The following is a 12,238-nucleotide window of genomic DNA, read 5'->3' on the forward strand; positions in this document are numbered from 1 at the left end:
GCAGGAGCGCTCCATGATTCGGCTCACCGCTGAACGCACACCGGCCGGCACCAGTTACCTGGCGACCGGCCAGGGCCACCCCGTGGTACTGATCCACGGCGTCGGCCTGAACAAGGAAATGTGGGGCGGCCAGATCGTCGGCCTGGCGCCGCAGTTCCAGGTCATTGCCTACGACATGCTTGGTCATGGCGCGAGTCAGCGTCCGCAGCCGGACTGTGGGCTGGTCGGCTATGCCGACCAGCTGCGCGAGCTGCTCGACCACCTCGGCGTATCCCGCGCGACGGTCATCGGTTTCTCCATGGGCGGTCTGGTGGCGCGGGCCTTCGCCCTGCACTACCCCGAGCGCCTGGAAGGCCTGGTGATACTCAACAGCGTGTTCAACCGCAGCGCCGAACAGCGCGCCGGGGTGATCGAGCGGACCCGCCAGGCCGCCGAACACGGCCCGGACGCCAACGCCGAGGCCGCCCTCTCGCGCTGGTTCAGCCGCGAGTACCAGGCGGCCAATCCGGCACAGATCGCCGCGATCCGCCAGACCCTTGCCAGCAACGATCCACAGGGCTATCTGACCACTTACACGCTGTTCGCCACGCAGGACATGTACCGCGCGGACGACCTGGGCAGCATCCACGTGCCGACCCTTGTCGCCACCGGCGAGCTGGACCCCGGCTCGACGCCGAAGATGGCCATCGAACTGGCCGAACGCATTCCGGGCGCCAAGGTGACGGTGCTCGAAGAACAGCGCCACATGATGCCAGTGGAGTCGCCGCGGCTGGTCAACCAGATGCTGCTCGACTTCCTGCAACAGGCGCAGGTTTCCAAGAATCACGTACAGGGGAATGTCGCATGACCCTCGCACGCTTCCAGATGTTCATCGATGGCCAATGGATCGATGCCCTTTCCGGCAAGACCTTCGAGAGCCTGAACCCCGCCCTGGCCAAGCCCTGGGCCGAATTGCCCGATGCCGATGAAGCCGACGTCGAGCGCGCCGTGCAGGCCGCCCAGCGCGCCTTCGACGACCCGGCCTGGCGTGGCCTCACCGCCACCGCTCGCGGCAAGCTGCTGCGCCGCCTGGGCGACCTGATTGCCGAGAACAAGGAACACCTGGCGCAGCTGGAAAGCCGCGACAACGGCAAGCTGATCCGCGAGACCCGCGGCCAGGTCGGCTACCTGCCGGAGTTCTTCCACTACACCGCAGGCCTGGCCGACAAGCTCGAAGGGGGCACCCTGCCGCTGGATAAGCCGGACCTGTTCGCCTATACCGTGCACGAGCCGCTGGGCGTGGTCGCCGGGATCATCCCCTGGAACAGCCCGCTGTACCTGACCGCGATCAAGCTGGCCCCGGCCCTGGCCGCCGGCAACACCATCGTGCTCAAGCCCTCCGAACACGCTTCGGCGACCATCCTCGAACTCGCCCGCCTGGCCACCGAGGCCGGCTTCCCGGCCGGCGTGGTCAACGTGGTCACCGGCTTCGGCCCGAGCACGGGCGCTGCGCTGACCCGCCACCCGCTGGTGCGCAAGATCGCCTTCACCGGCGGCGCCGCTACCGCGCGCCACGTGGTGCGCAGCAGCGCGGAGAACTTCGCCAAGCTGTCGCTGGAACTGGGCGGCAAGTCGCCCAACATCATCTTCGCCGACGCCGACCTGGACAGCGCCATCAACGGCGCCGTGGCCGGCATCTATGCCGCCTCCGGACAGAGCTGCGTGGCCGGCTCGCGTCTGCTGGTGCAGGACGAGATCTACGACGAGTTCGTCGCCCGCTTGGTGGAGCGCGCCCAGCGCATTCGCATCGGCAACCCGCAGGACGAGCAGAGCGAGATGGGCCCCATGGCCACCGCGCAGCAGCTCGCCGTGGTCGAAGGCCTGGTCGCCGACGCCCTGGCCGAAGGCGCCCGTCTGCGCCTGGGCGGCAAGCGCCCGGTGATCGACTCCGAGGGCTGGTTCTACGAGCCGACCCTGTTCGAGTGCGACAGCAACTCGATGAAGATCATGCAGGAAGAAGTCTTCGGCCCTGTGGCCTCGGTCATTCGTTTCAAGGACGAAGCCGAAGCGCTGGCCATGGCCAACGACTCCCAGTTCGGCCTCGCCGCCGGCATCTGGACCCGCGACCTGGGCCGCGCCCACCGCATGGCCCGTGGCGTGCGCAGCGGGATCATCTGGGTCAACACCTACCGCGCGGTGTCCGCCATGGCGCCGATCGGCGGCTTCCACAACAGCGGCTATGGCCGCGAGAGCGGCATCGATTCGGTGCTGGCCTACACCGAGCTGAAGACGGTGTGGATCAATCTCTCGCAGGCGCCCATGCCCGACCCGTTCGTGATGCGTTGAGAGGAGCGATGAGATGATCGAACCCGGCATCTATAAAGAAGTGATGGGCTCCTTCCCGTCCGGTGTCACCGTGGTCACCACCCTGGACACTAACGGCGAAATCGTCGGTATCACCGCCAGCGCATTCAGCGCGCTGTCGATCGATCCGGCGCTGGTGCTGTTCTGCCCCAACTACGCCTCGGACACCTACCCGATCCTGCGCGACAGCAAGCAGTTCGCTATCCACCTGTTGTGTTCCGACCAGCAGGCGGAGGCCTACGCCTTCGCCAAGAAGGGCAAGGACAAGGCCAAGGGCATCGAGTGGCACTTGAGCGCACTGGGCAATCCGCTGCTGAAAAAGGCCACCGCGATCATCGAATGCGAGCTGTGGCGCGAGTACGACGGCGGCGACCACGCGATCATCGTCGGTGCGGTGAAGAACCTGATCCTGCCGGAGCAGGAAGTGGTGCCGATGGTCTATCACCGGGGCAAGCTCGGCGCACTGCCGGAGATAGCCAGCTAACGCTTTCCAAGGCCGCTCGCCGTCAGCCTCGGCAGCGGCCTTTTTTATGTGTCCGCCCCTGCTGACGGACCAAGTTGCACCTTGTAGGAGCGCGCCATGCGCGCGATCGCGGGCATGGCCCGCTCCTACAACGGAACGAGGAGTTACCGATGAGCAACGAGAAATACGAAAAAGGCCTGGCCATCCGCACCCAAGTGCTGGGCGAGGCCTACGTGAACAAGTCGATCCAGAACGCCGACGACTTCACCCGCCCCCTGCAGGAGCTGGTCACCGAGTACTGCTGGGGCCACGTCTGGGGCCGGGACGGCTTATCGCTCAAGGAACGCAGCATGATAAACTTGGCGATGATTTCGGCACTCAACCGCCCTCACGAACTCAAGCTGCACGTACGCGGCGCCCTGCGTAACGGTCTTTCCCGCGAGCAGATCCGCGAGATACTCCTGCAGGTTGGCATCTATTGCGGAGTGCCCGCGGCGGTGGACAGTTTCCGCCTCGCCCGCGAAGCCTTCGCCGAGGCCGACGCCGAGGAACGTGGTTGATTGCTGACCCTACTTGACGATGGAGCCCCTGCGCGTGCTCCATCGTTCTTCCTACGGACAGCCAGAACACAGAGCGGACCCCATGAAACGCTTGCCACTCGACGATAGCTTCAAGGTCAATCGCAACCCCGTCACCCTGCGCGAAATCGTCCTCGACAAGCTGCGCGGCGCCATCCTGAATTTCCAGCTGCTGCCGGGCGACCGCCTGGTGGAGCGCGACCTCTGCGACCGCCTGGGCGTCAGCCGCACCTCCGTGCGCGAGGCGCTGCGTCACCTGGAGTCCGAGGGTCTGGTGGAATTCGCCGACGCCAAGGGGCCGCGTGTCGCCATCATCACCCTGGAAGACGCCGTCGACATCTACGAGCTGCGCTGCGTGCTCGAAGGCCTGATCGTCCAGCTCTTCACCCTCAACGCCAAGGCCCGCGACATCCGTAATCTGGAGCGCGCGCTGGAGGAAAACCGCAAGGCCCTTGAAGAGGGCGAACTGCAGCAGGTGATCGAGTCGGTGCAGGGCTTCTACGACGTGCTGCTTGAAGGCTCCGGCAACCACATCGCCGCCACCCAGCTGCGCCAGTTGCAGGCGCGCATCAGCTACCTGCGCGCCACCTCGGTCTCGCAGGAAAACCGCCGCAGCGCCAGCAATCAGGAAATGGAGCGCATGGTCGAGGCAATCAAGAGCGGCGACCCGGTCGCGGCTCACCAGGCCTCGGTCGATCACGTCCGCGCCGCGGCCAAGGTCGCCCTGGATTACCTGCGCTCCAAGCAGGATGGCGAAGGCAGCGTTCGCGACATCGCCACCCCCATCGCGCTCAAAGAGCCGCGCATCGGGCGCTGACGCCATGGCCGCCCCGCGCTTCTGTCCCGCCTGCGGCGGTGGCGGCCTGAGCCGCCAGTGCCCGCCGGGGGACACCCATGAGCGCCTCACCTGCGCGGGCTGCGGCTACATCCACTACGAGAACCCCAAGGTCATCGCCGGCTGCATCGTCGAGCGCGACGGCAAGTACCTCCTCTGCCAGCGCGCCATCCCGCCGCGTCCGGGCACCTGGACGCTGCCGGCCGGCTTCATGGAAAACGGCGAGACCACCGAGCAGGCGGCCCTGCGCGAGGTCTGGGAAGAGACCGGTGTGCGCGCCGACATTGTCTCGCCCTACTCCATCTTCAGCGTGCCGAAGATCAGCGAGGTCTACATCATCTTCCGCGCCAGCGTGATCGAGGAAACCGGCGAACATGGGCCGGAGTCCCTACAGGTGAAATTCTTCGCGCCGGAGGACATTCCCTGGGACTGCATCTACTACCCGGCGATCCGGCAGATTCTCGAACGCTATATCGAGGAACGGCAGGCGGGGGTGTACGGCATCTACATGGGCAACGATGACACCGGCAAGGTGCATTTCATTCGCTAAGCCCCTGTAGGAGCGCGCCATGCGCGCGATTCGCCGGCACAGGCCTGCTCCTACAATTGGCTCTGAAACGTCCACGTTACCTGCCAGTCATTTCCCCTCGTAGGAGCGGGCCACGCCCGCGATAGTCGATCCGTCCACTGCGAGGATCGGCCATGGATCTGCACTCCCCCGGACACGTGGCTTTGCGCAAAGGTCGCGTATCCCTACCTCACACCGCCTACCTGATCACCTCGATCACTCAAAAGCGGCAATTCTTCTTTTCCGACTTCGCAGCCGGCTGCGCGGCTGCTCGCTGCTTTGAAGATCAGGAACTGCTGAACGGATGCCGCATGCTGGCATGGGTACTGATGCCCGACCATGTGCATTGGTTGATTCAACTGGGCCCAGACCCGCACCTGGAATCACTGGTGAACCGATTGAAATCGGCCAGTGCGAGATTGGCCAATCGCAGCTTGGGCAGACGCGGCCCATTATGGGCGTCAGCGTTTCATGATCGGGCGCTGAGACGAGAGGAAGACCTGCGTGCAATTGCTCGATACCTGGTGGCGAATCCCATCCGGGCAGGACTGGTTCGAAGCGTCGGCGACTATCCGTTCTGGAACGCAACCTGGCTCTGAATCCGACACAAATCTTCCACTGTAGGAGCGCGCCATCGCGCGATCGCGGGCATGGCCAGCTCCTACAGAATTAGCCGCGGCATTCCGGAAGACGCCGATCCGCCTTCTTGGAAGCCCGCAATGACTGGTGCAACTCCCAGCCGGACTCAAACGTAGGAGCGCGCCATGCGCGCGAATCGCGGGCATGGCCCGCTCCTACAGAATTAGCCGCGGCATTCCGGAAGACGCCGATCCGCCTTCTTGGAAGCCCCGCAATGACTGGCACAACTCCCAGCCGGACTCAAACGTAGGAGCGCGCCATGCGCGCGAATCGCGGGCATGGCCCGCTCCTACAGGATTAGCCGCGGCATTCCGGAAGACGCCGATCCGCCTTCTTGGAAGCCCGCAATGACTGGTGCAACTCCCAGCCGGACTCAAACGTAGGAGCGCGCCATGCGCGCGAATCGCGGGCATGGCCCGCTCCTACAGGATTAGCCGCGGCATTCCGGAAGACGCCGATCCGCCTTCTTGGAAGCCCGCAATGACTGGTGCAACTCCCAGCCGGACTCAAACGTAGGAGCGCGCCATGCGCGCGAATCGCGGGCATGGCCCGCTCCTACAGGATTAGCCGCGGCATTCCGGAAGACGCCGATCCGCCTTCTTGGAAGCCCGCAATGACTGGCGCAACTCCCAGCCGGACTCAAACGTAGGAGCGCGCCATGCGCGCGAATCGCGGGCATGGCCCGCTCCTACGGGGAGCCATGCAGTCAGCCCTCGAATCCCTCCACGATGACAATCTCCGCCTTCGCCACGCCCTGCCGGTGCGCGCAGGCGTCCTGGTATTCCGCCGAGCGGTAGCAGGCCACCGCCTGCTCGAAGGAATCGAACTCGATCACCACGCTACGCTGAGGAGTAGCCCTGCCCTCCAGCGCCTCGGCGCGCCCGCCGCGGGCGAGGAATTTGCCACCGTACCTGGCGAAGGCCGTCGGAGCGCGGCGGGTGTATTCGCTGTACTGCTCGGGATCGGTGATGTCGACGTGGGCGATCCAGTAAGCCTTCATGCTGACCTCTGCTGCTCGGGTTGCCAGGACGAGTCCTGTTTCGGATGATATAGGTATTATGGTATACCAGAATACCACCTCAATGATCCAGCCGAGTACCGCACCATGCCGTTCGACCGCATCGAAGACATCATCGAAGACTATCGCCAGGGCAAGATGGTGCTCCTGGTCGACGACGAAGACCGCGAGAACGAAGGCGACCTGCTGCTCGCCGCCGAGCGCTGCACGCCGGAGGCCATCAATTTCATGGCCCGCGAGGCGCGCGGGCTGATCTGCCTGACGCTGACCGACGAGCACTGCGCCCGCCTGGGACTCGAACAGATGGTGCCAGCCAACGGCAGCGTCTATTCCACCGCTTTCACCGTGTCCATCGAGGCCGCCACCGGCGTCTCCACCGGCATCTCCGCCGCCGACCGCTCGCACACCGTGCTCACCGCCGTGGCGCCCGGCGCCCGCGCCGAAGACCTGGTGCAGCCCGGCCACATCTTTCCCCTGCGCGCCCGCGAAGGCGGCGTGCTGACCCGCGCCGGCCACACCGAAGCGGGCTGCGACCTGGCGCGCCTGGCCGGGATGACGCCGGCCTCGGTCATCGTCGAGGTGATGAACGACGACGGCAGCATGGCCCGCCGCCCGGACCTGGAAGTCTTCGCCAAGCGCCACGGCATCCGCATCGGCACCATCGCCGACCTGATCCACTACCGCCTGAGCAACGAGCACACCGTCGCGCGCATCGGCGAGAGCGAGCTGCCCACCGTGCACGGCACCTTCCGCCTGGTCACCTACGAGGACCGCATCGAAGGCGGCGTGCACATGGCCATGGTGATGGGCGACATCAAACGCGAAGCCCCGACCCTGGTGCGCGTGCACGTGATCGATCCGCTGCGCGACCTGGTCGGCGCCGAGTACACCGGACCGAAGAACTGGACCCTGTGGGCCGCCCTGCAGAAGGTCGCCGAAGTCGGCCACGGAGTGGTCGTGGTGCTGGCCAACAACGAATCCTCCCAGGCGCTGCTGGCCCGTGTGCCGCAGCTGACCCAGGCGCCACGGCAGTTCACCCGCTCGCAATCGCGCATCTATTCCGAGGTCGGCACCGGCGCGCAGATTCTCCAGGACCTCGGCGTGGGCAAGATCCGCCACCTGGGTGCGCCGCTGAAGTACGCCGGCCTCACCGGCTACGACCTGGAAGTGGTGGAGACGCTGCCTTTCGAAGGCTGATCCGTTCGTCCGCTCGCCGTGCTGGCGCTTCGCCAGAAATTTCCAGCACGGTGCGCCGCGAAAAACTTTTCCTTTTTCAATCAACAACCTGGGCAACACGAGGAGAGACGCGGGCTCCACCCGAACTTCGCTGCCACGATGGCCGGTGTCGCCGAGGACTTGCGGAAAGTTTGGAATACCATAATATGACATTCCGTAGGCCTTACTTTTTCCTGCCGGTCAGCGCACCTACCGCCGCTGCCTGAAAACGCTACGGCTACCTGCTCCAGACAAGCGGTCCACGAAGGCCGCTGTTAACAAACACAACAACGAGGGCAAGCAAGATGGTGTTCAAGAAACGTGTGATCGCGGTCCTGGCCGCTGCAGTCCTGGGCGCAACCGGCACCGCTGCCTTCGGCGCCGACAGCCTCAGCTTCGTCAGCTGGGGTGGCACAACCCAGGATGCACAGAAGCAGGCCTGGGCCGACTCCTTCAGCAAATCCACCGGCGTCCAGGTGGTTCAGGACGGCCCCACCGACTACGGCAAGCTCAAGGCCATGGTCGAGAGCGGCAACGTCCAGTGGGACGTGGTCGACGTCGAAGCCGACTTCGCCCTGCGCGCCGCCGCCGAGGGCCTGCTGGAGCCCCTGGACTTCAACACCATCAAGCGCGACCGCATCGACCCGCGCTTCGTCTCCGACCACGGCGTCGGCTCGTTCTATTTCTCCTTCGTGCTCGGCTACAACCAGGGCAAGGTCGGCGGCAAGCAGCCGCAGGACTGGTCGGCGCTGTTCGACACCGCCACCTACCCGGGCAAGCGTGCGCTGTACAAATGGCCGAGCCCCGGCGTGCTGGAACTCGCCCTGCTGGCCGACGGCGTGCCCAAGGACAAGCTCTACCCGCTGGACCTCGACCGCGCCTTCAAGAAGCTCGACACCATCAAGAAGGACATCGTCTGGTGGGGCGGCGGCGCGCAATCGCAGCAACTGCTGGCCTCCGGTGAGGCGACCCTCGGTCAGTTCTGGAACGGCCGCATCTATGCCCTGCAGCAGGACGGCGCACCGGTGGGCGTGAGCTGGAAGCAGAACCTGGTCATGGCCGACTTCCTCGTGGTGCCCAAGGGCGCCAAGAACAAGGACGCGGCGATGAAATTCCTGGCCAACGCCAGCAGCGCCAAGGGCCAGGCCGACTTCGCCAACCTGACCGCCTACGCCCCGGTGAACCTGGACAGCGTCAGCCTGCTCAAGTCTGACCTGGCGCCGAACCTGCCCACCGCCTACGCGCAGGAACAGATCACCCTCGATTACGGCTACTGGGCGAAGAACGGCCCGACGATCGCCGCACGGTGGAACGAATGGCTGGTCAAGTGAAAATGGCTGTGATGCAGCCGGGCCGGGCCGCCGGAGGCGCATCCAGCGCCGCCGGCTCCGCCACCCCGACGGCCCGACAGGATGAAGCGCTCACGCACCGCTGGCGTGGTTTCCGCAACCTGCTGCCGGCGCTGCTGTTCCTCGGCCTGTTCTTCCTCGCCCCGCTGATCGGGCTGCTGCTGCGCGGCGTGCTCGAACCCACGCCGGGCCTGGAGAACTATGCCCAGCTGTTCGCGAACTCGGCCTACTCGCGGGTACTGTTCAACACCTTCGCCGTCGGCGCGCTGGTCACCCTGATCAGCCTGCTGCTGGGCTTCCCGCTGGCCTGGGCGATCACCCTGGTGCCGCGCGGCTGGGGCCGCATGCTGCTGAACATCGTGCTGCTGTCGATGTGGACCAGCCTGCTGGCGCGCACCTACTCCTGGCTGGTGTTGCTGCAGGCCTCGGGGGTGATCAACAAGACCCTGATGGCGTTGGGCATCATCGACCAGCCGCTGGAGCTGGTGCACAACCTCACCGGCGTAGTGATTGGCATGAGCTACATCATGATCCCGTTCATCGTGCTGCCGCTGCAGGCCACCATGGCCGCCATCGACCCGATGGTGCTGCAGGCCGGCTCGATCTGCGGCGCCAGCCCCTGGACCAACTTCTTCCGGGTATTCCTGCCACTGTGCCGGCCGGGGCTGTTCTCCGGCGGCCTGATGGTCTTCGTCATGTCCCTGGGCTACTACGTCACCCCGGCCCTGCTGGGCGGGGCGCAGAACATGATGCTGCCGGAGTTCATCGTCCAGCAGGTGCAATCCTTCCTCAACTGGGGCCTGGCCAGCGCCGCCGCCGCGCTGCTGATCGTCATCACCCTGGTGCTGTTCTACCTCTACCTGAAGCTGCAGCCGGAATCCCCGGTGGCTTCCAGTAACGCGAGGTAAGCCATGCTGCTCTCACCCAATGCCATGAGCCGGCGCATGCGCGTCGGCCTCTACCTCACGACCGGGACCATCGCGGCCTTCCTGCTGCTGCCCATCGTGTTCATCGTGCTGCTGTCCTTCGGCTCCTCGCAGTGGCTGGTGTTCCCGCCGCCGGGATGGACGCTGAAGTGGTACGGCCAGTTCTTCTCCAACCCCGAATGGATGAGTGCGGCATTCACCAGTCTGAAGGTGGCGATACTCACCACGATCTGCTCGGTGGCCCTGGGCCTGCCCACCGCGTTCGCCCTGGTGCGCGGCAAGTTCCCCGGCCGGGAGATGCTCTACGGGCTGTTCACCCTGCCGATGATCGTGCCGCTGGTGATCATCGCGGTGGCGGTGTACGCGCTGTTCCTCAAGCTCGGCTATACCGGCACGCTGTTCTCCTTCGTGGTCAGCCACGTCATCGTGGCGCTGCCGTTCACCATCATCTCGATCATCAACTCGCTGAAGCTGTTCGACCAGTCCATCGAGGACGCCGCGGTCATCTGCGGCGCGTCGCGCCTGCAGGCGGTGATGAAGGTGACCTTCCCGGCGATCCGCCCCGGCATGGTCGCCGGCGCGCTGTTCGCCTTCCTGGTCTCCTGGGATGAGGTGGTGCTGAGCGTGATGATGGCCAGCCCGACCCTGCAGACCCTGCCCGTGAAAATGTGGACCACCCTGCGCCAGGACCTGACCCCGGTGATCGCCGTCGCTTCGACGCTGCTGATCGGCCTGTCCGTCCTGGTGATGGTGATCGCCGCCGCCCTGCGCCGGCGCAACGAAATCAGCGCCTGAGCGCCGAGGTAAATGCCATGAGTGCCGTGATCCAAGAATCCCGCGAGCAGAAGACCCTGGTCAGCCTGCGCAACCTGAACAAGCACTACGGCGACTTCACCGCCGTGGACGACATCTCCCTCGACATCCAGGACGGCGAGTTTCTCACCTTCCTAGGCTCCAGCGGCTCGGGCAAGAGCACCACGCTGTCCATGCTGGCCGGCTTCGAGACGCCCAGCAGCGGCGAGATCCTGGTGGAAGGCCAGTCGCTGGTGAACGTGCCGCCGCACAAGCGCGACATCGGCATGGTGTTCCAGCGCTACTCGCTGTTCCCGCACCTGTCGGTGCGCGACAACATCGGCTTCCCGCTGGACATCCGCAAGCAGAAGGGCACCGAGCGCGAGCGCCGCGTCGACGCCATGCTCAAGCTGGTGCAGCTGGACAAGTTCGCCCATCGCCGCCCGGCGCAACTCTCCGGCGGCCAGCAGCAACGCGTCGCCATCGCCCGCGCGCTGGTCTACGAACCGCGCATCCTGCTGATGGACGAACCCCTCGGCGCGCTGGACAAGAAACTGCGCGAAGACCTGCAGGACGAACTGCGCCACCTGCACCGCCGCCTGGGCATCACCATCGTCTACGTGACCCACGACCAGGAAGAAGCAATGCGCCTGTCCCAGCGCATCGCCATCTTCAGCCACGGCAAGATCGTCGGCCTGGGCAGCGGCTACGACCTCTACCAGAACCCGCCGAATGCCTTCGGGGCGTCCTTCCTCGGCAACTCCAACTTCCTACGCGCCCGTGCCCACGGCAACGCCGCAGCGGAGTTCGAGGGCCGCGCGCTGGCCATCCGCCCGACCGCAAACCTGCGCGAAGGCCAGGACATCCTGCTGATGGTGCGCCCGGAGAAAGCCCAGGTGCTGAGCCCAGCCCAGGCCGCCGCCACGCCGCTGGCTGCGGGCTGGAACGAAATCCCGGCGAAGGTCGCCGAGACCGTGTTCCTCGGCGAGAGCCTGACCTGCAGCGTAGTCACCGCCAGCGGCGCGAGCCTGACGCTGAAGGAACTCTCCGGCAACACCCAGCCACTGGCCCCCGGCAGCGAAGTCCGCGTGCGCTGGGCGGCTGCCGATGCCTGCGTGTATGACCAGTGGAACGAGGGCGACCTGACCAAGGGCGCGCACTGATCCACGACTGAAAAGCTATCCCTTGAACCCCCCGGTTTCCTTCGTGGAGCCGGGGGATTTTTTTGGGCTGGCGTTTTCGGGTTCGCCGCCATGCTCATGTGCCGAAACTGTAGGAGCGAGCTTGCTCGCGAACCGCACTTCGCCGAGGTTTTGGCATGGACTGAAACGCTGATCGCGGGCATGGGCTAGGCGCCCCCGCAGCTCTTACAAAAGCAGCTCCGGACTCACCCTGTAGGAGCGGACCTTGTCCGCGAAGGCTTGCTATTGCGCCTGTGCTGCCGGATGAACACCCGTAGGGCGAATAACGCGCAGCGTTATCCGCCGTGATGGGTATCGCTTCGCTCCACGC

The 12,238-nt window shown here is 65.5% G+C and carries 13 protein-coding genes; 12 read left to right on the forward strand and 1 reads right to left on the reverse strand.

Annotated elements, in window-relative coordinates; all coding sequences use genetic code 11:
• Positions 1–13 precede the first annotated feature (13 nt).
• From ACQ5BL_RS09960 to ACQ5BL_RS09990, 7 genes are all read left to right on the forward strand, one after another.
• The gene (locus ACQ5BL_RS09960; protein ID WP_243808707.1) at positions 14–847 is read left to right on the forward strand and encodes an alpha/beta fold hydrolase; all 834 of its coding nucleotides are present in this window, start codon (positions 14–16) and stop codon (positions 845–847) included.
• Positions 844–2,325, forward strand: a complete 1,482-nt coding sequence (locus ACQ5BL_RS09965; RefSeq protein WP_243808706.1) for an aldehyde dehydrogenase — start codon at positions 844–846, stop codon at positions 2,323–2,325. The genes ACQ5BL_RS09960 and ACQ5BL_RS09965 overlap by 4 nt, the downstream gene beginning before the upstream one ends.
• A gap of 13 nt (positions 2,326–2,338) precedes the next feature.
• Positions 2,339–2,827, forward strand: a complete 489-nt coding sequence (locus tag ACQ5BL_RS09970) for a flavin reductase family protein (RefSeq protein WP_243808705.1) — start codon at positions 2,339–2,341, stop codon at positions 2,825–2,827.
• 149 nt (positions 2,828–2,976) lie between these two features.
• A complete protein-coding gene (locus ACQ5BL_RS09975; protein ID WP_243808704.1) occupies positions 2,977–3,366 on the forward strand; it encodes a carboxymuconolactone decarboxylase family protein in 390 nt (129 codons plus the stop codon).
• Positions 3,367–3,448: 82 nt separating this feature from the next.
• Positions 3,449–4,201 (forward strand): GntR family transcriptional regulator, encoded by a 753-nt coding sequence (locus tag ACQ5BL_RS09980; protein ID WP_243808703.1) that lies wholly within the window; start codon positions 3,449–3,451, stop codon positions 4,199–4,201.
• 4 nt (positions 4,202–4,205) lie between these two features.
• Positions 4,206–4,769, forward strand: coding sequence for an NUDIX hydrolase (locus ACQ5BL_RS09985; RefSeq protein ID WP_243808702.1), 564 nt, complete (start codon positions 4,206–4,208; stop codon positions 4,767–4,769).
• Positions 4,770–4,921: 152 nt separating this feature from the next.
• A complete protein-coding gene (locus ACQ5BL_RS09990; RefSeq protein WP_243808701.1) occupies positions 4,922–5,386 on the forward strand; it encodes an REP-associated tyrosine transposase in 465 nt (154 codons plus the stop codon).
• A 746-nt stretch (positions 5,387–6,132) separates the two neighbouring features.
• On the opposite strand, the gene ACQ5BL_RS09995 is transcribed toward ACQ5BL_RS09990, so the two are convergent.
• Positions 6,133–6,426: a DUF1330 domain-containing protein gene (locus ACQ5BL_RS09995; RefSeq protein ID WP_243809214.1), complete on the reverse strand. Its 294-nt coding sequence runs from the start codon at positions 6,424–6,426 to the stop codon at positions 6,133–6,135.
• A 105-nt stretch (positions 6,427–6,531) separates the two neighbouring features.
• Here ACQ5BL_RS09995 and ribBA point away from each other — a divergent pair, with 105 nt between their 5' ends.
• The 5 genes from ribBA to ACQ5BL_RS10020 all read left to right on the forward strand — a co-directional run bounded on the left by ribBA (position 6,532) and on the right by ACQ5BL_RS10020 (position 11,889).
• Positions 6,532–7,641: a bifunctional 3,4-dihydroxy-2-butanone-4-phosphate synthase/GTP cyclohydrolase II gene (gene ribBA / locus ACQ5BL_RS10000; RefSeq protein WP_243809212.1), complete on the forward strand. Its 1,110-nt coding sequence runs from the start codon at positions 6,532–6,534 to the stop codon at positions 7,639–7,641.
• A 323-nt stretch (positions 7,642–7,964) separates the two neighbouring features.
• Positions 7,965–8,990, forward strand: a complete 1,026-nt coding sequence (locus ACQ5BL_RS10005) for a polyamine ABC transporter substrate-binding protein (protein WP_243809211.1) — start codon at positions 7,965–7,967, stop codon at positions 8,988–8,990.
• Entirely contained in the window at positions 8,975–9,916 is a 942-nt protein-coding gene (locus tag ACQ5BL_RS10010; protein ID WP_243809209.1) for an ABC transporter permease, read from the forward strand. The genes ACQ5BL_RS10005 and ACQ5BL_RS10010 overlap by 16 nt, the downstream gene beginning before the upstream one ends.
• A 3-nt stretch (positions 9,917–9,919) precedes the next feature.
• Positions 9,920–10,729: an ABC transporter permease gene (locus tag ACQ5BL_RS10015; protein WP_243809207.1), complete on the forward strand. Its 810-nt coding sequence runs from the start codon at positions 9,920–9,922 to the stop codon at positions 10,727–10,729.
• 17 nt (positions 10,730–10,746) lie between these two features.
• Complete coding sequence (locus ACQ5BL_RS10020) at positions 10,747–11,889, forward strand: ABC transporter ATP-binding protein (RefSeq protein ID WP_430293107.1); 1,143 nt, start codon at positions 10,747–10,749, stop codon at positions 11,887–11,889.
• The last annotated feature ends 349 nt before the right edge of the window (positions 11,890–12,238 follow it).

The organism is Pseudomonas sp. B1-22 (assembly GCF_050474425.1).
Classification (GTDB): Bacteria; Pseudomonadota; Gammaproteobacteria; order Pseudomonadales; family Pseudomonadaceae; genus Pseudomonas.